Origin of the sequence: Oceanisphaera psychrotolerans (genome assembly GCF_001870485.1) — a bacterium.
Lineage (GTDB): Bacteria > Pseudomonadota > Gammaproteobacteria > Enterobacterales > Aeromonadaceae > Oceanimonas > Oceanimonas psychrotolerans.
In genome coordinates, this window is record NZ_MDKE01000025.1 from 16,708 (window position 1) to 40,933 (window position 24,226).

Below are 24,226 nucleotides of genomic sequence, written 5' to 3' on the forward strand. Positions count from 1 at the left end.
CCGCCTGGCGCAACTCTAGTGCACTTTCAACTCGTCTCGTGAATCATCGCTCCCATGCGCATCCAACACAAACTGATCCTGGCCTTGCTGCTGACCACGCTGCTGCCGATAGGGCTGCTGTCCACCTTCACCATCCATCAGGCCCGCCAGCTGGCAGAGCAGCGTTTTCTGGAGCAGGGGCGAAGTGAAATTCACAAGCTGGATCAGGCGTTCAGTGCCCATTTCGATCAAATAGGCCAGAACGTGGACTTTCTCGCCTCTTCCCCCCTGCTGGCCCGGGCCGACACCAGCCTGAGCACTTATCATCAGGGACCAGCTCTGCGGATGACGCCGGATCGTAACGGCGGCATCGAGACCGAGATTTACCGGGAATTCGAACGCTTCGCCGACAGCCATCCGGGGCTGGCCTACGTCTACATGGGCACCCGGGACGGCGGCTATGTGCAATGGCCACTGGGCGAAGTAACCTCCGGCTATGATCCCCGCCAGCGCCCATGGTACCAGAAAGCCCAGTCATCCCCCGGCCAGGTGATACGTACCGGCGCCTACTACTGGGCGGCAGACGACAACACCATGATCGGCGTATCGCGCAGCTTCAAGAATAGTGATGGCCAGGACTATGGAGTCATGTCGATGGACGTGTCTCTGAAAGAGCTGACCAGCATGGCTCAACAGGCCCGGCTCGGAGAGCGGGGCTACCTGATGCTGATCGAAGACAGTGGCACCGTGCTGGTGGATGCCGCCAGGCCGGAACACAACTTCCGTCTCCTGGCCAGCCTGGAGGAAGAAGGTTACCGCCGTCTGTCCGACACCAGCGAAGGCCGGCTTGAGCTGGAACTCGGCGGTGAGGGCTTCCGGGCTCTGGTATACCCCTCACCCTCCCTCGGCTGGAAGTTCATTGCCCTGATGCCGGAACACGAGATCCTGGCTCCGGCCCGGCAGATGCTGTGGACGACGCTGGGCAGTACCGCCCTGGTGGTGGTTCTGGTGCTACTGCTGGCCTGGTGGCTGTCCGGACTGCTGGTCAAACCCATACTGGCGGTGAGCCGGGGGCTCAAGGACATCGCCCAGGGCGAAGGAGATCTGACCCGGCGCCTGACCATCGGCAGCCGGGACGAAACCGGCGAGCTGGCTCGCTGGTTCAATCAGTTCCTGGAATCCATCCAGCAGCTGGTGGTCCGCATCAAGGACACCGCCCATCAGGTCGACGCCGTGTCCACTCTCGGTCGCGAAAATGCAACGGCGGTAGACACCGCCAGCGGCCATCAGCTGGAGGAAGTAGAGCGCATGGTCACCGCCCTGACCGAGATGTCGGCCTCCGCCAACGAGGTGGCCCGCAGTTGCACCAGGTCGGCCCAGGCGGCGGCGCTGGGCCAGCGTGCCGGCGATCAGGGCAAGGCCGTGATGCTGGACACCGAGGCCAGCGTGCGGGCCCTGAGCGATCAGCTGAGCCAGTCGGCGCTGCATATCCACCAGTTGGAAGCGGAAAGCGGTCGCATCAACTCCATTCTGGAGGTGATCCGCGGCATCGCCGAACAGACCAACCTGCTGGCACTCAACGCCGCCATCGAGGCAGCCCGGGCCGGAGAGCAGGGCCGTGGCTTCGCGGTGGTGGCAGACGAGGTACGCACCCTGGCACAGCGCACCCAGGTGTCCACCGCCGAGATCGACAGCCTGCTGGCCAGCCTCAACCTGCAGACCCGTCAGGCAGTGGAAAACATGAAGGCCAGCCAACAGCAGTCGGAACAGGCGGTGCTACGCTCGGGCCAGGCGCGGGAGGCATTCGAGACCATCAAGGTGTCGGTCGACGAGATCACCGACATGACCACCCAGATCGCCAGCGCCGCCGAGCAGCAACACCTGGTGACGGAAAGCATCAACGCCCATATTGGTGCCATCCATAGCGCTGCCAGCGAGGTCAATCAGGTGTCGACCCGGGTGGCCGATCACGCCGGCCGCCAGGCCGATCTGGCCGGTGAGCTGGGGCAACTGGTCAATCAGTTCCGGATCTGAACCGGGAACGAGGAGAAGGAAGCCGCAAGCCAAAACAGCTTGCGGCTTTTTTGTGCCTGTGAGCGTCCGGCATTGTCTGCCGGCCGCTTCAGTCCGGCATTTTTTCCCGGGTGGTGCGGTAGACACTGTTCAGATGGCCGAGCATGGCCTGCTCGGCCGCGTCCTCATCGCCCCTGGCCAGGGCTTCAACGATCTGGCAGTGCTCCCGGTAGCTGCGGGCGATGGAGCCGGACTCCAGCATGACGCTGCGGCGAATATTCAAGCCGTAGGAATACAGTTCTTCCGAATACTTGAGCAACAGCTCGTTACCGGCGTATTCGGCAATCAGCTTGTGAAAGTTCTTGTCCGACAGCTGAAAGTGCACCGGGTTGTCGAACATCTCCGCTTGGGCGGCCAGCATCTTGTTCAGCTGTTCGAGCCCCTTCCTGTCGATGCGCTTCGCCGCCTTGCGGGCAATGGCGGCTTCGATCAGGCTCCGGCTTTCGAACACGGTGTCGATATCGTAGCGGTTGACGCCAGCCGAGCTCATATGGCCGTAGCTTTCGTGGAAACGGGCCAGCTGGGCTTCACCCGCATTAATCCGGGTCTTGCTGCCGTGAGAGACCGAGATCAGGTCATAGGCCACCACCAGCCGCAAGGCACCCCGCACCGTTTCCCGGCTGACGCCGAATAACTGGGACAGCTCCCGCTCGCTGGGCAGCACATCATTGTCCCGCAACAGGCCGGTGACAATCATCTCGATGATCTTTTCCGCCAGAATATCTTTCTTGGTCTTGTTTTCCAGGGTCTGCTCAAAGGCAAACACCGTCTCTTGTGTCGAACTCATGGTTGCCTCCCCAAGCAAACTGGACTGAATACTAGACCACTCAATTTAACATAGCAAGACATCACATTTTTTCACAAGCAGAAATTTGAAACATTAACGAAAAGCAAAACAAACAAAAAATTAACAATCCTGCTTGACACCTTTCACAGTGCCTGACTAAATTGAATGCCAACTGGTACGGTAAACCAACCAGAATACCAGTTGAGTTTTATCACCGGATACGAGTAGGACACTCTTCCCTGCCGAGCTCCGGCTCACAGGAACCACAAGGAATCATGCCATGTTCAAGAAACTGCTTACCGCCTCTGCCCTGACCCTGGCGCTGGCCTCGACCCAGGCCCATGCCGACAAGATAGTGTTCGCCATCGGTGGCAGCCCGCAGAGTCTTCAGGGACAGACTGCCAAGCTGTTTGCCGACAAGCTGCAACAACGACTCGGCGATGCCCACCAGGTGGAATATTACGACAGTGCCCAGTTGGGTGACGAACGTCAGCTGGTGCAGAAAATGCGCCTGGGTACCGTGGATCTGGCGGCTATTTCTTCCATCATGTCATCCATTTCCGATGACTTCGCGCTGTTCGACCTGCCCTTCCTGGTACAGGACCGGCAGCACCTGCTCAAGATAGACGAACAGATAGTGATGACCGAGCTTGCCACCTCGGCCGAGGCCCGCGGACTCAAGGTGTTGTCCACCTGGGAAAACGGCTTCCGTCAGATCACCAATAACGACAGGCCCATCAATACCCCGGAAGACCTGAAAGGTCTCAAGATCCGTACTCCGCAAAGCGAATGGCGCACCATGATGTTCACCCAGTGGGGATCCAACCCCACCCCCATGGCCTTCTCCGAAGTCTTTGTCGGCTTGCAGACCGGCGTCGTGGACGGCCAGGAAAACCCGCTGACCAATATCGAGGGCGCCAAACTCAACGAGGTGCAGAAGTATCTGTCGATGACCGATCACGTCTACTCCCCCATCTGGCTGATGGCCGGCATGGGCAACTGGAGCAAGTTCCCGGCTGAGGTACAAAGCGCGATCAGGGAAACCGCCCGGGAAGCCCAGCAATGGTCACTGAGCGAAGGTGAACGTATGGACAAGGATCTGCTGGCCTCGTTCCAGGCCGCCGGCATGAACGTCAATCATGCCGACAAGGCCTCCTTCATCGCCGCCAGCCAGCCGGTCTACGACCGCTTTGCCGAGCAGGTTCCCAGCGGCAAACAACTGGTCGAGCAAGCCATCGCCCTGGGGAAATAACTCATGCCTCGAATCCTGACCCACGGTGCCGCCACGGCGGCACCTTATCAAACTCAAGCAACAAGGGTGCCAGTCTTGTGCTCGTCCCTGAAAACCTGGCTCGAGCGGGGACTGGAGGTGTTCACCATCGGCCTGCTGCTGGCGCTGACCACCATAGTGCTGGCGGCGGTATTTTACCGGGCCTTTGGCAGCTCGCTGATCTGGTATGACGAGGTGGCTTCCATCGGCCTGGCCTGGCTCAGCTTCTATGGTGCCTGTCTGGCTGCACTCAAGCGGGCGCACATGGGCTTTCCCGGCCTGATCACCGCCGCCCCCGTCGCCCTGCGCAGCCTGCTGTTCGCCGTCTCGGAAATCATCGTGGTCGGCTTTTTCGCCATCATGGGCTGGTTCGGCTACCAGGTACTGGAAGTGCTGTCCTGGGACAGCATGGTGTCCCTGCCCGGCATCACCATGGACATTACCCAGTCGGTCATTCCGATCAGTGCCGCGCTGTTCATTCTCTGCGAGCTGGTCAGCCTGCCCGGCGCCTGGCAGAAGATGCGCAGCGGCATCGATCCCGAGCACGAAGCCATCGACGAGGCCATTCGTCAGGCCGAGGAAGATCTGAAGGAGAGCAAGTCATGATGCTGCTGATCGTCATACTGGCGCTGTTTGCCCTGGTACTGATCAACGTGCCCATCGCCGTGGCCATCGGCGTGGTGGCGGTGGTCGGTGTCTGGTTCACCATGGGCTGGGATGCCCTGGTCAACGCCCCCCTCACCCTGTACAACGGCGCCACCAGTTTCCCGCTGATCGCCATCCCGCTGTTTATCTTCGCCGGCGCCTGATGAACACCTCGGGTCTGTCGAAGCGGCTGATCAACCTGGTCACCGCCGTGGTCGGCTTTGTGCGCGGCGGTCTGGCCATGGTTAACGTGGGGGTATCGCTGTTCTTCGCCGAGATCTCCGGCTCGGCGGTGGCGGACGTGGCCGCCACCGGCTCCATCCTGATCCCCGAGATGAAGAAGCGCAAATACAACAAGAACTTCGCCGCCGCCATTACCTCGTCTTCGGCTTCGCTGGCGATCATCATTCCTCCGTCGATCCCGATGATCCTCTACGGTGCCATCTCCAACACCTCGGTGATCAAGCTGTTCGTGGCCGGTATCATTCCGGGTCTGCTCGGCGCCACCATGCTGGCCGGCTTCTGCTATTACTACGCGGTGAAGTACGACCTGCCGCGGGAAGAAGCCTTTTCCCTGAGCCGGCTGGGCAAAGCCTTCCGGGAAGCCTTCTGGGCCCTGCTGTTACCGGTGATCATCCTGGGCGGTATCTTCGGCGGCTTCGTTACCGCGACCGAAGGCGCGGGTATCGCCGTGCTGGCGGCCATCGTCATCGGCGGCTGCATCTACCGGGAATTCAACCTGCAGTTGCTGTACCGGGCGGTGCTGGACGGCGTGGTGCAGACCGCGGTGGTCATGCTGCTGGTGGCCACCTCCGCCATCCTCGGTCTCTTCCTCACCGAGATGCAACTGCCCCAGCAACTGGCCCGGCAGATCCTGGCGATCACTTCCGAGCCGGTACTGGTGCTGGCACTGCTCAACGTACTGCTGTTGCTGCTGGGCATGTTCCTGCACGGTGCCGCCGCCATCATACTGGTGGTGCCCATCGTGATGCCGCTGATACAGCAGATCGGCATCGATCCCATCCACTTCGGCATCATCGTCACCCTCAACCTGGCCATCGGTCAGCAGACCCCGCCGGTGGCCTCGGTGCTGGCCACTTCCTGCTCCATCGCCAAGGCGGACATGTGGGAAGTAACCCGGGTCAATCTGCCGATGATTCTGGTGCTCTTCCTTATTCTGATGCTGGTGACCTATGTACCCTTTATCCCCATGGGGCTGGTTGACTATCTCTATCCCTCTTCCGGAGCTGCGTTATGACTGAACTGAAACCCGTTATCGCCCTGACCCTGGGCGATGCCGCCGGCATCGGTGCCGAACTGATCGCCAAACTGCTGGCCGAGCCCGGCGTTACCGAGCAGGCCCGGATCGTGCTGGTGGCCGACGAATGGCAATGGCAGCAGGGCCAGCAGGTGGCCGGCACCGCCCATCGCCTGCCCACCGTTAGCCGCTTTGCCGAGGCCCATGAACACCAGGGCCCGGTGCTGCTGCCGGTCAACACCCTGGCCCCGGAACAGGCCCGATATGCCGAGGTAAGTGGCGCCTGTGGCGCGGCCACCCTGGAAATACTGCGCCAGTGCATGGATGCCGCCCAGGCCGGCGAGGTGGATGCCATCTGCTTCGCCCCGCTCAACAAGCACGCCATGAAGCTGGGCGGACTCGAACATGAAGACGAGCTGCACTTCTTCGCCGAATACCTCGGGGCCGAAGGTTACTTCTGTGAGTTCAATACCCTGGGCCACCTCTGGACTTCGCGCATCTCTTCGCATGTGCCACTGAAAGAGGCCTATCACTATCTGACCGTGGACAGGGTCAAGGCCGCCTCCAAGCTGATCTACCAGGCGCTGCAACAAGCCGGTTTCACCGCGCCCCGGGTGGCGGTGGCCGCCTTCAATCCCCACGCGGGCGAAGGCGGTACCTGCGGCCGGGAAGAAATCGACGTGATCGCGCCGGCGGTGGCCCAGTGTCAGGCCGAAGGCTACCCGGTGAGCGGTCCCTATCCGGCCGACACCCTGTTCATCCGCGCCCGGGACGGTGACTTCGATGCCGTGGTGACCATGTATCACGACCAGGGCCAGATCGCCATCAAGCTGCTCGGCTTCTCCCAGGGAGTGACGGTGCAGGGCGGCCTGCCCATTCCCATCACCACCCCGGCCCATGGCACCGCCTTCGACATCGCCGGCCAGGGCAAGGCCAAAGTGGGTCCGACCCGCAACGCCTTCGATATCGCCTGTCGCATGGGTATTGCGCAGCGAAAGCGGACCCTGGCCGCCACCGGTTAAGTACAGAGCCCAATGAAACAACGCGGGCCCGAAATCGGGTCCGTGCGGGCAGGCTTTGCTCGCAGGAAACGTACAATTAACAACACTTTGTTTTATAGGGAATAAATAACATGAAAATCATCAATGTACGCGCTAGGGTATTCGAATGGAAAGGTCACACCGTACCGCCTCAGCCCCATTTCTGCTCCAACGCCATGGACCTGTTGTGGGACAAGGGCGACTCCATGGGCACCTTCCGTTTCCACGGCTGGACAGTGGTAGAAGTAGAGACCGATGACGGTCTGGTCGGTATCGGCAACGTGGCCCTGGCCCCCCGCATCGCCAAGGCGATTATCGACCAGTACCTGACCCCGCTGGTGCTCGGCCACGACCCCTTCGATTACGAATACCTGTGGCAGCGCATGTACCGTTCCACCCACGCCTGGGGTCGCAAGGGCGTCGCCATGGCCGCCATTTCCGCCATCGACATCGCGCTCTGGGATCTGATGGGCAAGGCCACCGGCCGGCCGGTGTTCAAGCTGCTGGGCGGCCGCACCAAGGAGAAAATCCCCTGCTATGCCTCCAAGCTCTATCGTACCGATCTGAACGAGATGCAGGCCGAGGCCCAGCGTTATCTGGATCAGGGCTTCACCTCCATGAAGATGCGCTTCGGTTACGGCCCCAAGGATGGCCCGGAAGGCGTGCGCAAGAATCTGGACAGCGTCGCCGCGGTACGTGAGGTGATCGGGCCGGACGTGGATCTGATGCTGGAATGCTACATGGGCTGGAATCTGGAATACGCCAAGCGCATGCTGCCCAAACTGGAAAAGTTCGAACCGCGCTGGCTGGAAGAACCGGTGCTCGCCGATGACATCGACGGCTACGCCGAGCTGAATCAGCTGACCAGCATTCCCATCTCCGGCGGCGAACACGAGTTTACCAGCCACGGTTTCAGGCAACTGCTCGACAAGCGGGCGGTGTCGGTAATCCAGTACGACACCAACCGGGTCGGTGGCATCACCGCCGCCCACAAGATCAACGCCCTGGCCGAAGTGTATGGCGTACCGGTGATCCCCCACGCCGGACAGATGCACAACTATCACCTGACCATGTCCACCCTGGCCTCGCCCATGTCCGAATACTTCCCGGTACACGACGTCGAGGTGGGCAACGAGCTGTTCTACTACATCTTCGAAGGCGATCCCACGCCGGAAAACGGCTTTATCGACCTCGACGAGCACAAACCCGGTCTGGGACTCACCCTCTCCCAGCGTTACCTCGACCAGTTCAACATAATGGAGTAAGACCATGCGCCTGATTCAATTCGAATATCAGGGCCGGCTGGCCGTCGGGGCTGTAGAAGACGAGCAGCATATCCGCCTGATCCAGGTGGACGGCGGCACCTACCAGCTGGCCCGGGACGCCCTGGCCAATAACCGTGCCCTGGCGGAAGAGGCCCGGCTCCGGGCCGGCGATACCCGTCTCTACTACGAGCAGATTGTAAATGAAGGACGGCTGCGGGCGCCCCTCAGCCATCCGGATCCGGCTCATTGCCTGGTGACCGGCACCGGCCTGACCCACCTGGGCAGCGCCGATACCCGCTCCGCCATGCACGCCAAGCTGGCGGTGGGCGAGGAGCAGCTGACCGATTCGATGAAGATGTTCAAACTGGGGCTGGAAGGCGGCAAGCCGGTGGCCGGAGAGACCGGCGCCCAGCCCGAGTGGTTCTACAAGGGAGACGGCAGTATCGTCGTCAGCCCGGGGGCGCCACTGCCGGTGCCCGCCTTCGCCGAGGATGCGGGCGAGGAACCCGAGCTGGTGGGGCTCTACCTTGTCGACGACCGGGGACAGCCCTGGCGTCTGGGCTATGCGGTGGGCAACGAGTTCTCCGATCATGTCACCGAAAAAGCCAACTACCTGTGGCTGGCCCACTCCAAGCTCAGAAGTTGCAGCTTCGGCCCGGAATTGCTGCTGGATCCGCTGCCGGCGCGGCTCGAGGGACAAAGCCGGATCCTGCGCGACGGCGAGGTATTGTGGAAGAAACCCTTCGTCACCGGCGAGGACAACATGGCCCACAGCTTCGCCAACCTGGAGCATCACCATTTCAAATATGCCCAGTTCCGTCGTCCGGGGGACATACACGTGCACTTTTTCGGCACCTCGACCCTGAGCTTCGGCGATGGCATCCAGACCCGGGACGGCGATGTGTTCGAGATCAGCCTGCCCGCCTTCGGTCGCCCGTTGCGCAACCCCCTGACCTGGCAACAGGAAGAGGCTTCTGCCACCGTCAACCACTGGAACTGAGGAGGAAAACATGACATTACGCGCACAACTGTTGCTGGGCGGGCAACCGGCGAACGGCGAGGCCGCCGCCATTCATGGCATCAATCCGGCCACCAATGAGCGACTCGAACCCGGCTACCCTGGCGCCAGCCCGGCCCAGGTGGCGGAGGCCTGTGCCCTGGCCGAAGCTGCCCTCGAGCCCTACCGCCACACCCCGCTGGAGGCCCGGGCCGTCTTTCTCGAGACCATCGCCGAACAGATACTGGCGCTGGGTGATGAACTGATCGAACGGGCCATGCTTGAAAGCGGCCTGCCCCGGGCCCGACTGGAAGGAGAGCGGGGCCGCACCATCGGCCAGTTGCGCCTGTTCGCCGATGTGGTGCGCGCCGGCGACTGGCAGGGCGTGCGTATCGATCCGGCCCAACCGGAACGCACGCCCCTGCCCCGATCCGATCTGCGGCTGCAATATATTCCCCTGGGGCCGGTAGCCGTATTCGGTGCCAGTAATTTTCCGCTGGCGTTTTCGGTGGCCGGCGGCGACACCGCCTCGGCCCTGGCTGCCGGCTGCCCGGTCGTGGTGAAGGCCCACTCGGCCCATCCTGGTACCTCCGAGCTGGTCGGTCGGGCGGTCGTGGCCGCGGCCCGGGAGAGCGGCATGCCGGACGGCGTCTTTTCCCTGCTCTACGGCAGCGGCAACAGTGTCGGCCAGGCACTGGTGGCGGATCCGCGCATCAAGGCGGTCGGCTTTACCGGCTCCCGCCGAGGCGGCCAGGCCCTGCTCGCCACCTCCCAGTCCCGTTCCGAACCCATCCCCGTCTATGCGGAGATGAGCAGCATCAATCCGGTCCTGCTGTTGCCCGCCGCCCTGGACAGCCGCACCGAAACGCTGGCTGCAGGATTCGCCGGTTCACTCCAGCTCGGTGCCGGTCAATTCTGTACCAATCCCGGACTGATACTGGGGCTGAAAGGTCCGGCACTGAACCACTTCGCCGAACTGGCTGCCGAGGCGCTGTCACAGGCCGACGCCCAGACCATGCTGACCCCGGGCATCCATCAGGCCTATCAAGAGGGCGTCGATGCCCTGGGCCGGGTCGAGGGTGTGGAAACCCTGGCCACCGGCCGGGAGGACGCCAGGCCGAATGGCTGCAAGCCCCGGCTGTTCCGTACTACCGCCACGCACTTTCTGGCCAACGAACAGTTGCAGCAGGAGGTGTTTGGTGCCAGCGCCCTGATCGTGAGCTGCCGGGACGAAGCCGAGCTGGTGATGGTGCTGACCGCACTGGAGGGTCAGTTGACCGCCACCGTCCAGATGGACGATCAGGACCATGCCCTGGCCCGGCGGCTGCTGCCGCTGCTCGAACGCAAGGCGGGCCGGGTGCTGTTCAACGGTTTTCCCACCGGAGTCGAAGTGTGCCACGCCATGGTGCACGGCGGCCCCTGGCCGGCCACCTCCGACAGTCGCACCACCTCGGTCGGCTCGGCGGCGATACAGCGCTTCCTGCGCCCGGTCTGTTACCAGGACTGCCCACCAGAACTGCTGCCCGAGGCACTGCAGGACGACAACCCCTGACACCTGCGCCAACTGCTGGACGGACGTTACTGAATCCCATAAAGCACCGGGGCCCACACTGTGGGCCCCGGCTCGTTTGGGCGATGTGAACACAGAAGGTCAGGCTTCGATTTCCAGGCTGTCCACCCGTTGCAGGCCGCGGGGCAACAGCGCACCGCGACGACCGCGCTCGCCCTGGTAATGGGCCAGATCGGCGGGCTTCAGGGTCAGCTTGCGCTTGCCTGCATGCAGGGTAACGCTGGCGTTTTCCGGCACCACGACCAATTGCTTGATGAAGTCTTCCCGTGCCTGCACCTTGGCGCCGGGAATGCCGATGATCTTGTTGCCCTTGCCCTTGCCCAGCAGCGGCAAATCCTTGAGCGGGAACAGCAGCATGCGACCCTCGTTGGTCACCGCCAGACACTGGCTGCTGTCCAGCTGATCGATGGCCACGGGTTTCAGCACCACACCGCCGGCGGGCACCGTCAGCAACGCCTTGCCGTTCTTGTTGCGGCTGACCATGTCACCGTAACGGCAGACAAAACCGTAACCGGCATCGGATGCCAGCAGGAACAGCCGGTCGTCATCGCCCATCAGCACGAAGCGCGCCTGCTCGCCCGGACTCAGGCTGCAGCGCCCGGTGAGCGGCTCGCCCTGGCCCCGGGCCGAGGGCAGGCTGTGGGCATCCTGACCGTAGGCCCGGCCGATGGTCGAGAGGAACACCGCCATCTGGTTGCTGCGGCCGGCAGCCGCATCCAGAAAGGCGTCGCCGGCCTTGTAGCTCAGGGCAGTACCGTCCACCTCATGGCCCTTGGCCGAGCGGATCCAGCCCTTGTCCGACAGCACCACGGTCACCGGCTCGCTCGGGATCAGCTCCTTCTCGCTCAGGGCACGGGCTTCTTCCCGCTCCACCAGCGGCGAACGGCGGTCGTCACCGTATTTCTCGGCGTCGGCCAGAATCTCTTTCTTCAGCAGGGTGCTGAGTCGGCGCTCGGAGCCCAGCAACAGCGCCAGCTTGTCGCGCTCGGCGGCCAGCTCGTCCTGCTCACCACGGATCTTCATTTCTTCCAGCTTGGCCAGGTGACGCAGCTTCAGTTCGAGGATGGCCTCGGCCTGGGTTTCGGTGAGTTCGAAACGAGCCATCAGCACCGGCTTGGGCTCGTCCTCGGCTCGGATGATCTCGATCACCTCATCGATATTGAGGAAGGCGATCAGCAGGCCGGCCAGGATATGCAGCCGGGCCTCGACCTTGTCCAGCCGGTATTGCAGCCGGTTGCGCACCGTCTGCCGGCGGAACTGCAACCATTCACCGAGGATCAGATCCAGGCTCTTCACCTGAGGCCGGTTATCCAGTCCCAGCATGTTCAGGTTGACCCGGTAGCTCTTCTCCAAATCGGTGCTGGCAAACAGGTGCTGCATCAGCTGATCCACATCCACCCGGTTGGATCGGGGGATGATCACCAGTCGGGTCGGGTTTTCGTGATCCGCCTCATCGCGCAGATCCGCCACCATCGGCAGCTTCTTGGCCTGCATCTGGCCGGCGATCTGCTCCAGGATCTTGCCGCCGCTGGCCTGGTGGGGCAGCGCGGTGATCACGATATCACCCTGCTCCATCTGATAAACGGCGCGCATCTTGATGCTGCCCCGGCCGGTCTCGTAGATCTTCTGCAGATCAGCCCTGGGGGTGATGATCTCGGCCCGGGTCGGGTAATCGGGACCGGACACGAAGGTCATCAGCTCTTCCACCGTGGCCTTGGGGTTTTCAAGCAGGTGCACGCAGGCATGGGCCAGCTCACGGGCGTTGTGAGGCGGAATATCGGTGGCCATGCCCACGGCGATGCCGGTCACGCCGTTGAGCAGGATGTGCGGCAGCCGCGCCGGCAGCATGCGCGGCTCTTTCATGGTGCCGTCGAAGTTGGGGATCCACTCCACCGTGCCCTGACCCAGCTCCGACAGCAACAGCTCGGAGAAGCGGGACAGCCGCGCCTCGGTATAACGCATGGCGGCGAAGGATTTGGGATCGTCCGGCGCCCCCCAGTTACCCTGACCGTCCACCAGCGGGTAACGGTAGGAAAACGGCTGTGCCATCAGCACCATGGCCTCGTAACAGGCCGAGTCGCCATGGGGATGGTATTTACCCAGCACGTCGCCCACGGTACGGGCGGATTTCTTGTGCTTGGACAGGGCCGACAGCCCCAGCTCGCTCATGGCGTAGATGATACGGCGCTGCACCGGTTTGAGACCATCGCCGATATGAGGCAGGGCCCGATCCATGATCACGTACATGGAGTAGTTGAGATAGGCCTGCTCGGTGAAGGTGTGCAGCGGCAGGCGCTCCACCCCTTCCATGGTAAAATCGTTGTTGCTCATTCAATTCTTTCCTCAGGCCAGGGGGTCGACCAGGTTGCCCTTGGTTTCGAGCCATTCCCGGCGGTCGCCGGAACGCTTCTTGGCCAGCAGCATGTCCATCAGCTTCTCGGTGGCCTCACTGTCGTCCACCGTCAGCTGCACCAGCCGGCGGGTATTGGGATCCAGGGTGGTTTCGCGCAATTGCTTGGGATTCATCTCGCCCAGACCCTTGAAACGGGTCACCTGCACCTTGCCCTTTTTCTTCTCGGCCCGGATCCGCTCCAGCACGCCATCGCGCTCGTCTTCGTCGAGGGCGTAGAAGACCTCCTTGCCCACGTCGATGCGGTACAGGGGCGGCATGGCCACATAGACATGCCCCTGCTCCACTAGGTGGCGGAAGTGACGCACGAACAGGGCGCACAACAGGGTGGCGATATGCAGACCGTCGGAGTCCGCATCGGCGAGGATACACACCTTGCCGTAGCGCAGATCGGACAGATCCTGAGAGTCGGGATCCAGGCCGATGGCCACCGATATGTCGTGTACTTCCTGGGAGGCCAGCACCTGTCCGGATTCCACCTCCCAGGTATTCAGGATCTTGCCACGCAGCGGCATGATGGCCTGGAACTCCCGATCCCGCGCCTGCTTGGCACTGCCGCCGGCGGAGTCACCCTCCACCAGGAACAGCTCGCCCCGCATGGGGTCGGAGCAGGCACAGTCGGTCAGCTTGCCGGGCAACGCCGGCCCCTGGGTGACCTTCTTGCGCACCACCTTCTTAGCCTGACGCAAGCGGCGCTGGGCGCTGCTGATGCACAATTCGGCAATCTGCTCGGCCAGCTCGGTATGCTGGTTCAGCCACAGGCTGAAGGCATCCTTCACGATGCCGGAGACGAAGGCCGCACTCTGACGCGACGACAGTCGCTCCTTGGTCTGACCGGCAAACTGGGGATCCTGCATCTTGACCGACAGAATATAGGCGCAGCGCTCCCAGATATCGTCCGGGGTCAGCTTGACGCCGCGCGGCAGCAGGTTGCGGAACTCGCAGAAGTCACGCATGGCATCGAGCAGGCCCTGGCGCAGGCCGTTGACATGGGTACCGCCCTGGGCGGTGGGGATCAGATTGACGTAGCTTTCGCCCAGCCCCTCGCCGCCGTCGGGCAGCCAGGTCAGGGCCCACTCCACCGCCGAGTGTTCGGCGGTAAAGTTACCGGTAAACGGCTGTTCGGGCAGGCAGGTAAAGTCTTTAACCGACTCCACCAGATAGTCTTTCAGGCCGTCCTGATAACACCATTCCAGGGTTTCGTCGTTGACCTTGTCCTGGAAGCGGATGCTCAGCCCCGGGCACAGCACCGCCTTGGCCTTGAGCAGATGCTTGAGCCGGCTGACCGAGAATCTGGGCGAATCGAAGTAGCCAGCATCGGGCCAGAACCGTACCCGGGTGCCGGTGTTGCGCTGGCCGCAGGTGCCGGTGACGGTGAGTTCGCTCACCTTGTTGCCGTGCTCGAAGGCCATTTCGAACACCTGGCCGCCGCGACGCACGGTGACGTCCACCCGGGAGCTCAGGGCGTTGACCACCGAGATACCCACCCCGTGCAGACCACCGGAAAACTGGTAGTTCTTGTTGGAGAATTTGCCACCGGCATGCAGCTTGCAGAAGATCAGTTCGACCCCGGAGATGCCTTCTTCCGGATGAATGTCCACCGGCATGCCGCGACCGTCGTCGATCACTTCCAGCGACTGGTCTTCGTGCAGTATCACCTCAACCTTACTGGCATGGCCGGCCAGGGCCTCGTCCACGCTGTTGTCGATGACTTCCTGACCCAGATGGTTGGGCCGGCTGGTGTCCGTATACATGCCGGGGCGACGCCGCACCGGCTCAAGACCATTGAGTACCTCAATGGCGTCGGCAGTATATTGATTCGATGTCATATTGACCTTCGCAATCAGAATTCGTTGGCCGCATCTTACTACCTGCGGCCTCAGGCGCAAAGCGGCCCAAAAACCGGTGGCCGATACTTGAGTCCAAAAATCGGATAAAGGGCCTCGATTGACTGCGGCCATCAGCGGCAACAGAAACGGGTAACCAGGAAAGAAATGGCTGGCCTACAGTTCCAGAAAACGCACGACCTGGGCGCAGTAGTGTTCGAAGCCGACGAAGGCGTGATCGCCCCCCTTCTGGATGCAGACCCGGGCGAAACGGTAGTACTCCAGCGCTTCCCGGTAGTCGAGCACCTCGTCACCCTGCTGCTGCAACAACCAGATGCGATCCAGACAGGAGGGCGCATCGACCCGCAGGGCTTCCAGCTCGGCCATGTGCGCCTCGTTCAGCTGATAGTGCTCATCCGTGTAGGGATTTTGCTGCTCGCCCAGATAGTCACGCAGCAGGATATGGGGATTGACCGCCGGATTGATCACCACGGCCCGCACCCCGAACCGCTCGGCCACCCGGGTGGCCCAGAAACCGCCGAGGGAGCTGCCGGCCACGCCGAAAGGCCCCTCAATCTGGTCACAGATGGCCGCGATCTGGGCCCAGGCCGCCGCCGGCGTGGCCGCAATCTGCGGGCAGACAAAATGGATATCGGGTCGTTTCTGCCGCAGGTGCTCCAGCATCAGCCGGGCCTTGATTGAATTGGGCGACGAGTTGAACCCGTGCAGATACAGCATGGTCGGCATGATCAATATCCCTTGGCACTGAAATCGGGTACGAAGGTATCGGGCGGCAGCCGCCATACCTGGGTGCTGAGGCGACCATCCGGGTACAGCGACAGCGCGCGCCAGCCCGGTGAGGTATGTTCAAGGGCAAAATCGTCGGACAGGGGCTTGAACTGGATGCAGGTAGAGGGGCTGGCCAGATAACGCACACCGTCATGCACCTGATCGAACCCCTGATGTACATGGCCGAACAGCACCACCCGCTGCGCCCGATGGCGGGCGAGGATGGCGCGAAAGGCATCCGCATTGCGCAGGTTGTGCTGATCCAGCCAGGCACAGCCCACCGGCACCGCCTGATGATGTACCGCCACCAGCAAATGATGATCCGGGTAGCCTGCAATCGCCTGCTCGAGCAGCGCCAGCTGGGAAGCAGACAGCTCGCCGTGGGTGGCGCCGGGGATCTGGGTATCGAGCAGCAAGATCTGCCACTGCCCGCACAGCAGATGCTTGGTATCGCTGATGCCGGCCTGGTCCAGCTCCGCCTGCATCACCGGCGCATCGTCGTGATTACCCGGCAGCCAAAACACCGGCGGCGCCAGCCTGCTCATCAGCTCGGCAAAGCGGCGGTAAGAGCCGGCACTGTGATCCTGAGACAGATCACCGGTTGCCAGCACCATGTCACGCGGTTTTTGGTCTTCCAGAATGGCATCCACTACCGCCTGACAGCTGTGCCAGCTGGCAATGCCCAGCAAGTCCGTGTCTTTATCGGCAAACAAATGGGTATCGGTGATTTGCAGTAACTCCACCACCCCATCGGCGCGGTGGGGGCTGAGCTCTGTGGTATCTAAGGTACTGGCCTGGTTCAAAGCTGCTTAACCGTGCTGAATCCGTGGTATAGGCAACATTTCAGCCACTCGGCCAGAAAGAGGTTAACCTGCTCTTTTTCATTGGGGTGATGCATGTTTTCATTGGGGTAATGGTAACTTGGCTGCAGGGCGAAAATCTGCTGACTGGCACACACTTCGGCCATCCGTACATCGTGATACAACCGCACCTTGACCTTCATTCGCATAAAACAGGGCAGGCCCGGCGTGCATTGCTCGATGGAGACATGCCAGGTATAGGGCGCCGTTTCCAGTACCCGCAGCACGAACAGCACCTGTTCGCTGATGCCGACCGACACGCTCTCACCCACCGCCGCCCCGTTGGGCAGCAGTTTCATCAGGGCCAGATAGTTGACGTCGCAGGTACGCTGCAACGCCTTCAAATCCGGTACATGTTTGCGTGTATTCTCCCTGGCAATCACATTAACCTCTCCTTGCGATACCGCATGCCAAACCAACTTACCTCCAGGATGCATTCTCTCCAATGTGGACCCATTGTAGTGAAAACCCTTTCCATGCGTCCATTACAACAGGTTTTGGCCTCCGCGGCCAAAACCCAGGAAAAACAGGGGCGATGTCGGGGGGTTAACATGGTTATGCTATCCCTTCCCATACCGGCGGCCCAATTGCCGCCTTGCGAATACAAAGGATCTGATATGTGGAAACTCAACCCACGGGCGCTGCGTTACCTCAACGAGGTTTCCCACCAGGGCTCTCTGCGCAAAGCGGCCGCCCGGTTGAACGTGGACGCATCGGCCATCAGTCGTCAGCTGACCCAACTTGAAGAAGAGCTGGGCTGCCCGGTGGGTCATCGCCATGGACAGGGCTTTACGCTCACGGCGGCGGGAGAAGAGCTGATCTCGCTGTTTCGTCAGCAACAGGCGAGTGAAATCGCCACTCTTTCACGGATAGAAGATCTGCAGAATCTGCGCAGGGGGCAGGTCAAGATCGCGGTAGGAGAAGGTTTTATCGCCGATCTGATCTCGGCGCCACTGCAAAGTTTCATGCAGCGTTACCCGGATATCCAGATCACGGTGGAAATGGCCGGAGCCAATGAAGCGGCGCGGCTGGTAAAGGAAGACAAGGTAGACCTGGCGCTGGTCTATGCGCCATCACCCGATCCGGACTTGCTCTCTCATGCGACCAGCCACCAACCGCTCGACCTGATTACGCCCCCCGCTCATCCCCTGACCCGGGCGCACAGCATCGCCATCAAACAGATACAGAGCTATCCGCTGGCACTGCTGGATCAGCAGTTCGGCATGGGGCAGCTGATTAGCCTGGTAGAAGAGCTGGAGCATCTTCGTTTTAAACCACAATTAAAAACCAATTCGGTGGCGGTACTGAAGAATTTTGTGCTGTCGGGAATGGGGGTGACATTCATGCCTCGCCTGACGGTTCAGGAGGAAGTGACCTCGGGAAAAATCGCCTGTATTCCGGCACCACACCCTGTCCTTTCGGGGGCCAAGGCGCATATCGTCAGCCACCGGGGCAGAGAGCTGACCGTATCGGCCGTGCAGCTTACCCGCCACCTTAACGACGGCATGTTATTCTTCACCAAACCAAAAAAACAAACAATCAACCAATCGTTGACTTAAATGCAACGCTTGCTGTATTGAAAAGTCAACATCGCAACACCTATGCTAGCTCGACTGGTATGACACCCTCGTTTAGATATGGAGATCAGACTGATGCACAAAGAGAAAAAAAATATTCTGGCCAAACTGGTTGCTGCTTCTTTCGGCGCCGGCGCCTCATGATGTCGGGGCTGGCCAGTGCGGCGACCACCATCGACCTGTCCTATAACGGCGCCCCCGACGCAGACAAAAACGCCGTTCATTTGTTCGCATCCAATCTGAAGCGCCTGGTAGAAGAGAAGACCGGCGGCGAGCTGGAACTCACCCTGTATCCCAACAGCATGCTGGGTGAAGAAGTCCAGCGCATGGAACAGGTGATGAGTGCTCCCGGACTGAATATCGCCTCCTTTGCCGGTATATCACCGCTGTTCCCCGAGATTTACGTCAGCTCCATCCCCTTCCTGTTCAAGGACTTCGCGCATGCCCGCGAATTCTTCGACCAGGGCGAATACTGGAAAGCCGCCCAGGAAGAGTTTTTCCAGCGTACCGGCACCCGCATCATGGCGGTGGTGGAAGAGGGTGGTTTCCTGGCCTTCACCAACAACAAACGCCCCATTCGCAAACCGGAAGACTTTGCCGGCCTGCGCTTCAGAGCCATGGACAAGAGCCAGGTTGCACTGTACGACGCATTCGGCGCCTCCGGCACTCCCATTCCCTGGACCGAGGTCTACATGGCGCTGCGTACCAACGTAGCCGATGGTCAGATGAACCCCCCCATGTACATCATCCTCGGCAGCCTGCATGAGGTGCAGAAGTATCTGACCCTGGCCAACATCCAGTATTCGGATCAGTTCCTGGTGGCCAACGATGAACTGCTGAAGTCGCTCTCTGCCGAGCAGAAACAGGCGCTGGAGGCCGCGGTGCAGGAAGCAAACCAGCTGAACAGAGAATCGGTTGAAGCCAAGGTGGAAGAGCGGGTGCAATTCCTCGCAGACAAGGGCATGGAAGTTTACCGCCCCACCGCCGAAGAACTGGCTCAGTTCCAGCAGAAGGCCAAACCCTCCTATGTCAGCTGGCTGAAAGAACAGAACATCGAACAGAAATGGATCGATCTGGCCCTGACCGATGCGACCCGTCCCTGAACCCTGACTCATTAACCTCTGGTCTGTTGGCGGTACCCGCGGGTACCGCCCTGCTTCCCCTATGAAAACAATCATGATTCGAAATCTGAGCAAGGCCATCGAGCTGGTGGTCGGTCTCATGGTGCTGAGCAATCTGCTGGTGCTGCTCTATGGTGTGAGCGCCCGCTATCTGCTTGGCCGTTCTCCGATCTGGATGGACGAACTGTCGCGCTTCCTGATCATTGGCTGTGCCCTGCTGATGGCCGGAGTGGTCTGGGTACGCAATGAACACATGCGCATCGGCCTGCTCGAAGAGCGGCTGCCTGCTTCCCTTGCCACCATACTCAAGCTGTATCAGTGGCTGCTGGTGCTCGCCGTCAGTGCCGGTTTCGCCTGGTTCTCCTGGCACTACGCCTTCTCCGTCAGCCGCTTTTCTACCATGGGCCTTGGCATCAGCCGCACCTGGCCCATGCTGTCCATGCCCATCGGTTTTGGCCTGCTGTTCGTCTTCGCGCTGCTACGCGGCCCCTTCAATGCCAAGGATGCCTCATCATGACACTGGCGATGTTTGCCTCATTTCTGATCCATGTGCTGCTGGGCCTGCCGTTATTCATCGCCCTGCTGGTCACCGCCGTCGTCGGCTTTCTGTTTATCGACCCGTCCATGATCGGACGCATGGTACCGCAGCAGTTTTTCGGCGGTATTAACGTTTTTTCCCTGATGGCCATCCCCTTGTTCATCCTGGCGGGCAACCTGATGAACAGCGCCGGTCTGACCCAGCAACTGATGACGCTGGCCAGGGTACTGGTCGGCCACCTGCGCGGCGGCCTGGGCTATGTCAATGTGGTGTCGAGCGTGTTCTTTGCCGGGGTCAACGGCTCGGCCGTGGCCGACACCTCGGCGCTGGGTTCCCTGCTGGTACCGGCCATGAAAAAAGAAGGTTATTCGGCCTCTTATGCCGCCGGTCTGACCGCCGGAAGCTCGCTGATCGGCCCCATTATTCCTCCCAGTATTTTCATGATTCTCTACGCCTCGCTGACCAACACCTCGGTCGGTTCCCTGTTTCTGGCCGGGGTGATCCCCGGGCTGGTACTGGGGATGGCTTTCATGGGGATGAACTGGCTCTATGCCCGCAAGGCCCAACTGCCGGTATCGGAACAACGCCCCAGCCGCGCGGTCTTTCTGCAGGCATTGCTGGGGGCCATTCCGGCCTTGCTCGCGCCCTTTATCATCGTGGGTGGCATCGTGTTCGGCGTGGTCACGCCGACAGAATCCGGTGCCCTGACCGTCGCCTACGTGGCACTGGCCGGATTGATCGGCCGTCAGTTATCCTGGGATCGCCTCTGGTCGGCACTGGTGGAAACCGCACGACTGACCAGCGCCATTTTCCTGATCATGGCGGCGTCTGCCGTGATCAGCTGGCTGCTGTCCTATGCCCAGGTGCCCAAGGCCTTTGCCGTCCTGTTTGACCCCCTGCTCGAACAACCGATACTGGTCCTGTTGCTGCTGAGCCTGATCACCTTCGTCACCGGCATGTTCATGGAAGAGGTGTCGGCACTGATGCTGCTCACCCCCATTTTCCTGCCCGTGGCCATGGCCGCCAATATCGATCCGGTTCATCTGGGGATTATCATTACCCTGAACATTACCATCGCCCTGATCACGCCGCCCATGGGAGCCTGTGTCTTTGTTGCGGCCGCCGTCAGCAAGCTGGAAATCACCGCGCTGTTCAAAACCATCTGGCCCTTTGTGGCCGTGGCCCTCGGCGTATTGCTGCTGCTGATCCTCTTTCCGTCACTCACCCTGTGGTTGCCTACCGTACTGGGAGCAGATTCATGATCCATTCCATCCCGCAACAACCGGATCCGGACTGGAAACAGATCTCGGCCATCGAGATCTGCGACAATGCCGAGCCCCTGGTGCCGGTCAGCCTGGCACCGGGAAAGCTGAAATGTTATCCGGCCTACTACAAACTCGGCATCCCCAACGCCATTCCGGAATGTCATGTACGCAAGGGGGTATATCTGCGCCTGTTACAGGCCGCCGAGCTGTTGCCGGAAGGCATCTCCCTGCTGGTACTGGACAGCTGGCGTCCCTATGCCGTGCAGCAATATCTGTACGACACCCTGTATAACGCCATCGAAACCCGCTGGCCGGATAAGTCGCCAACGGCGCTGGAGCAGCTGACACGCGAATTCGTGTCTCTGCCCAGCACTCATCCTCAGACTCCCAGCCCCCATCTGACCGGTGGCTCGGTCGATGTGACCCTGATCGATGAGCAGGGGCTGATGCTCGACATGGGAACCCTGTTCGACGAGGCCAGCAGCGGCTCTCATAGCGGCGCCTTCGAGCTGCTGGAAAATCCGACCCCGCACGAGCAGCAGATTATCGGCCATCGCCGACTGCTCTATCGGGTGATGACGGCGGCGGGGTTTACCAACCTGCCCAGCGAATGGTGGCATTACGACTTCGGCAACCAGTTGTGGGCCTGGTACAGCAACAGCACCCAGGCCTGCTACGGTGTGGCTCAGCCCGACAACCTGGAAAGCCGCTGGCGCAAGGAGCTGGACAGCCAGAAAGACTAGGATCTGCGCTGCAGCTCCAGCCATTGCAGGGCGATCACGCTGGCGGCATTGTCGATCCTGCCCTCGGCCAGCCACTGCATCGCCTGCTCCCGGGGCAGGCGATGCACCCGGATGTCTTCGCTTTCGCTGGCCAGCCCGGCGTGGCTGGCCGCCTCGCTGGCATCCACTTCGCCGATAAAAATGGTGATGCGCTCGCTGCAGCCGCCGGGGCTGGAAAAGTAGCTCATGGCCCGGGTCAGGGTTTTCAGGGTCAGACCCGCCTCCTCCTGAGCCTCACGACGGACCACGGCTTCTTCCGACTCCCCTTCTTCCACTATGCCCGCGACAATTTCCAGCAGCCAGGGGTTGCCCTCGGCATAGACGGCGCCGACCCGAAACTGCTCCACCAGCACCACCTCGTCACGCACAGGATCATAGGGCAGTACCGCCGCCGCATGGCCCCGGTCGAACAGTTCGCGGGTAATTTCCTGGCTCCAGCCACCGGCAAACAGCCGGTGTCGCAACCGCAGCCGCAACAGGCGGAAAAATCCCCTGTACCCCACCTCTTCGGCCAGCAGTTGCATATCTTCCCGGCCAAAACCAACGCGATTATTCGTGCTCATTGAGACTCCTTTCTTGACATTTAACCGGCAGATTTTAGACTACCATCAAAAGTGAATGAACGTTCATTCATGAGTTATTCAGCATGGTGCTGATATCCATCGGCATGATACCGAACCAGTAACCGCGATGTTATCGTTATACTGAATGAACAAAACCAGATGCCTGCCCCCAGCACGGCGATAATTGCTCACCCTGTTATGAAAGGCTACACCATGAAAAAAACGCTGTTGTCGACCCTGATATTGCTCTGTGCGGCGGGCCCCGCTCATGCCGAAGACTTGCTGGAGGTCTACCAACAGGCCACTCTGAACGACCCCCAGGTACGCGAAGCCAAGGCGGTGCGTGATGCCGCCTTCGAAAAAATCAATGAATCCCGGGCTCCCCTGCTGCCCCAGATAAGTCTGGATGCCGGAGCCGGCTACACCAAGAGCAACCAGGACGACGTGACCACTGGCAGCAGCACCAATGCCGGCGTCAACCTGAGCCAGGCCCTCTATCGCCAGTCCAACTGGATCAATCTGGACATCACCGAAAAGGCTGCCACCCAGACCGAGGTCAGCTACAAGCAGGTGCAGCAGACGCTGATCCTGCGTGCCACCCAGGCCTATTTCGACGTACTGAACGCCGAAGATGCCCTGAGTTTCGTGCAGGCCAACAAGGAGGCGGTCAGCCGTCAGCTCGACCAGACCAAACAGCGTTTCGAAGTGGGCCTGAGCGCCATGACCGATGTGCACGAGGCCCAGGCCCAGTTTGACCAAGCCCTGGCCGAAGAGATTGCCGCCGAGAATGCGGTCAACAACGCCAGGGAAGCCCTGCGTGAACTGACCAACATGAATTACAGCCGGCTGAACAAGCTCAATACCGACAGCTTCAGCCCTCAGGCCTCGGTGACGACAGCCGATGCCTGGCTGGAGATCGCCCTGGAACAGAACCTGGAACTGCACCGCCAGCGCATCGGCAAGGACATCGCCAACGAGCAGATTGGTCTGGCTCAGTCCGGTCACCTGCCCACCCTGGATCTGAGTGCGGGACTCAACAGCTATTACACCAATTACGAGCAGAGCGACTCCAGTGATGGCACCCTGAACGAAGGCACCGTCGGGCTGACGCTCTCCCTGCCGGTATTCAGCGGCGGCGCCACCAGCTCGCAGGTGAAACAGGCCCGGCACAACTATGTGGCGGCCAGCGAGCAGCTGGAGCGCAGCTTCCGCTCGGTACAGAGCCAGGTGTACTCTTCGTTCAACGACGTGAATGCGTCCATCGGATCCATTCGCGCCTTCGAACAATTCGTCATCTCGGCCCAGAGCGCACTCGACGCCACCGAGGCGGGTTACGAAGTGGGCACCCGCACCATCGTCGACGTACTTGACGCCACCCGCCAGCTGTACGATGCCAAGCAGAATCTGTCTGCCGCTCGCTACAACTACATCCTGAGTCAGCTGCAGCTGAAGCAGGCCGCCGGCAACCTGACCGAACAGGATCTGGTGGATATCAACAACGGTCTGCAACGCTGATAGAAGGCCCGAAGCACGGATAAAAAAGGGAAGGCATCACGCCAAGCCATTCCCCTTTCGTGTGCATAAGGTGAGTGGTTGATAACACATGGATGC

22 protein-coding genes are annotated in these 24,226 nt (G+C 61.0%); 15 read left to right on the forward strand and 7 right to left on the reverse strand.

The window, feature by feature from the left end; all coding sequences use genetic code 11:
* Nucleotides 1–54 precede the first annotated feature (54 nt).
* Nucleotides 55–2,013 carry a methyl-accepting chemotaxis protein gene (locus BFR47_RS10295; protein ID WP_071472991.1) on the forward strand — a complete coding sequence of 653 codons (1,959 nt, stop codon included), beginning with the start codon at nucleotides 55–57 and terminating at the stop codon, nucleotides 2,011–2,013.
* A gap of 88 nt (nucleotides 2,014–2,101) precedes the next feature.
* Here the strand turns inward: BFR47_RS10295 and BFR47_RS10300 are convergent, their stop codons facing one another.
* A complete protein-coding gene (locus tag BFR47_RS10300; protein WP_071472992.1) occupies nucleotides 2,102–2,839 on the reverse strand; it encodes a FadR/GntR family transcriptional regulator in 738 nt (245 codons plus the stop codon).
* 280 nt (nucleotides 2,840–3,119) lie between these two features.
* Between BFR47_RS10300 and BFR47_RS10305 the strand changes: the two genes are divergently transcribed.
* The 8 genes from BFR47_RS10305 (at nucleotide 3,120) to BFR47_RS10335 (ending at nucleotide 10,866) form a co-directional block, all read left to right on the forward strand.
* Nucleotides 3,120–4,091, forward strand: a complete 972-nt coding sequence (locus tag BFR47_RS10305) for a TRAP transporter substrate-binding protein (RefSeq protein ID WP_071472993.1) — start codon at nucleotides 3,120–3,122, stop codon at nucleotides 4,089–4,091.
* A 3-nt stretch (nucleotides 4,092–4,094) separates the two neighbouring features.
* Entirely contained in the window at nucleotides 4,095–4,715 is a 621-nt protein-coding gene (locus tag BFR47_RS10310) for a TRAP transporter small permease (protein ID WP_083399094.1), read from the forward strand.
* A complete protein-coding gene (locus BFR47_RS18210) occupies nucleotides 4,712–4,918 on the forward strand; it encodes a hypothetical protein (protein WP_217645522.1) in 207 nt (68 codons plus the stop codon). The genes BFR47_RS10310 and BFR47_RS18210 overlap by 4 nt, the downstream gene beginning before the upstream one ends.
* Nucleotides 4,918–6,012, forward strand: a complete 1,095-nt coding sequence (locus tag BFR47_RS10315; RefSeq protein WP_217645523.1) for a TRAP transporter large permease — start codon at nucleotides 4,918–4,920, stop codon at nucleotides 6,010–6,012. Before BFR47_RS18210 ends, BFR47_RS10315 begins: the two co-directional genes overlap by 1 nt.
* Nucleotides 6,009–7,034: a 4-hydroxythreonine-4-phosphate dehydrogenase PdxA gene (locus tag BFR47_RS10320; protein ID WP_071472995.1), complete on the forward strand. Its 1,026-nt coding sequence runs from the start codon at nucleotides 6,009–6,011 to the stop codon at nucleotides 7,032–7,034. Before BFR47_RS10315 ends, BFR47_RS10320 begins: the two co-directional genes overlap by 4 nt.
* 110 nt (nucleotides 7,035–7,144) lie before the next feature.
* On the forward strand, nucleotides 7,145–8,317 hold the full coding sequence (locus tag BFR47_RS10325) for an L-rhamnonate dehydratase (protein WP_071472996.1): 1,173 nt from the start codon (nucleotides 7,145–7,147) through the stop codon (nucleotides 8,315–8,317).
* A gap of 4 nt (nucleotides 8,318–8,321) precedes the next feature.
* Complete coding sequence (gene araD1, locus BFR47_RS10330) at nucleotides 8,322–9,317, forward strand: AraD1 family protein (protein ID WP_071472997.1); 996 nt, start codon at nucleotides 8,322–8,324, stop codon at nucleotides 9,315–9,317.
* 10 nt (nucleotides 9,318–9,327) lie between these two features.
* On the forward strand, nucleotides 9,328–10,866 hold the full coding sequence (locus BFR47_RS10335) for an aldehyde dehydrogenase (NADP(+)) (RefSeq protein ID WP_071472998.1): 1,539 nt from the start codon (nucleotides 9,328–9,330) through the stop codon (nucleotides 10,864–10,866).
* Nucleotides 10,867–10,965: 99 nt separating this feature from the next.
* Here the strand turns inward: BFR47_RS10335 and parC are convergent, their stop codons facing one another.
* The 5 genes from parC to BFR47_RS10360 form a co-directional block, all read right to left on the reverse strand.
* On the reverse strand, nucleotides 10,966–13,215 hold the full coding sequence (parC, locus tag BFR47_RS10340) for a DNA topoisomerase IV subunit A (RefSeq protein ID WP_071472999.1): 2,250 nt from the start codon (nucleotides 13,213–13,215) through the stop codon (nucleotides 10,966–10,968).
* A 12-nt stretch (nucleotides 13,216–13,227) separates the two neighbouring features.
* Nucleotides 13,228–15,123 carry a DNA topoisomerase IV subunit B gene (parE, locus tag BFR47_RS10345; RefSeq protein ID WP_071473000.1) on the reverse strand — a complete coding sequence of 632 codons (1,896 nt, stop codon included), beginning with the start codon at nucleotides 15,121–15,123 and terminating at the stop codon, nucleotides 13,228–13,230.
* Between the two features lie 174 nt (nucleotides 15,124–15,297).
* Nucleotides 15,298–15,870 carry a YqiA/YcfP family alpha/beta fold hydrolase gene (locus BFR47_RS10350; RefSeq protein ID WP_175514098.1) on the reverse strand — a complete coding sequence of 191 codons (573 nt, stop codon included), beginning with the start codon at nucleotides 15,868–15,870 and terminating at the stop codon, nucleotides 15,298–15,300.
* Nucleotides 15,870–16,712 (reverse strand): 3',5'-cyclic-AMP phosphodiesterase, encoded by an 843-nt coding sequence (cpdA, locus tag BFR47_RS10355; RefSeq protein ID WP_071473002.1) that lies wholly within the window; start codon nucleotides 16,710–16,712, stop codon nucleotides 15,870–15,872. Before cpdA ends, BFR47_RS10350 begins: the two co-directional genes overlap by 1 nt.
* Complete coding sequence (locus BFR47_RS10360; RefSeq protein WP_083399095.1) at nucleotides 16,709–17,206, reverse strand: DUF1249 domain-containing protein; 498 nt, start codon at nucleotides 17,204–17,206, stop codon at nucleotides 16,709–16,711. The genes cpdA and BFR47_RS10360 overlap by 4 nt, the downstream gene beginning before the upstream one ends.
* Nucleotides 17,207–17,386: 180 nt before the next feature.
* On the opposite strand from BFR47_RS10360, the gene BFR47_RS10365 reads away from it, so the two are divergent.
* The 5 genes from BFR47_RS10365 (at nucleotide 17,387) to BFR47_RS10385 (ending at nucleotide 22,013) form a co-directional block, all read left to right on the forward strand.
* A complete protein-coding gene (locus BFR47_RS10365; RefSeq protein WP_071473003.1) occupies nucleotides 17,387–18,328 on the forward strand; it encodes a LysR family transcriptional regulator in 942 nt (313 codons plus the stop codon).
* A 158-nt stretch (nucleotides 18,329–18,486) separates the two neighbouring features.
* Nucleotides 18,487–19,449 (forward strand): TRAP transporter substrate-binding protein, encoded by a 963-nt coding sequence (locus BFR47_RS10370; protein WP_139215154.1) that lies wholly within the window; start codon nucleotides 18,487–18,489, stop codon nucleotides 19,447–19,449.
* Nucleotides 19,450–19,522: 73 nt separating this feature from the next.
* A complete protein-coding gene (locus BFR47_RS10375) occupies nucleotides 19,523–19,984 on the forward strand; it encodes a TRAP transporter small permease (protein ID WP_217645524.1) in 462 nt (153 codons plus the stop codon).
* Nucleotides 19,981–21,267, forward strand: coding sequence for a TRAP transporter large permease (locus BFR47_RS10380; protein WP_071473005.1), 1,287 nt, complete (start codon nucleotides 19,981–19,983; stop codon nucleotides 21,265–21,267). Before BFR47_RS10375 ends, BFR47_RS10380 begins: the two co-directional genes overlap by 4 nt.
* Nucleotides 21,264–22,013, forward strand: a complete 750-nt coding sequence (locus BFR47_RS10385) for a M15 family metallopeptidase (RefSeq protein ID WP_071473006.1) — start codon at nucleotides 21,264–21,266, stop codon at nucleotides 22,011–22,013. Before BFR47_RS10380 ends, BFR47_RS10385 begins: the two co-directional genes overlap by 4 nt.
* Here the strand turns inward: BFR47_RS10385 and nudF are convergent.
* The gene (nudF, locus tag BFR47_RS10390; RefSeq protein WP_071473007.1) at nucleotides 22,010–22,615 is read right to left on the reverse strand and encodes an ADP-ribose diphosphatase; all 606 of its coding nucleotides are present in this window, start codon (nucleotides 22,613–22,615) and stop codon (nucleotides 22,010–22,012) included. The two genes, BFR47_RS10385 and nudF, sit on opposite strands and share 4 nt — an antisense overlap.
* 213 nt (nucleotides 22,616–22,828) lie before the next feature.
* On the opposite strand from nudF, the gene tolC reads away from it, so the two are divergent.
* Nucleotides 22,829–24,130 (forward strand): outer membrane channel protein TolC, encoded by a 1,302-nt coding sequence (gene tolC, locus BFR47_RS10395; protein ID WP_071473009.1) that lies wholly within the window; start codon nucleotides 22,829–22,831, stop codon nucleotides 24,128–24,130.
* Nucleotides 24,131–24,226: the final 96 nt, after the last annotated feature.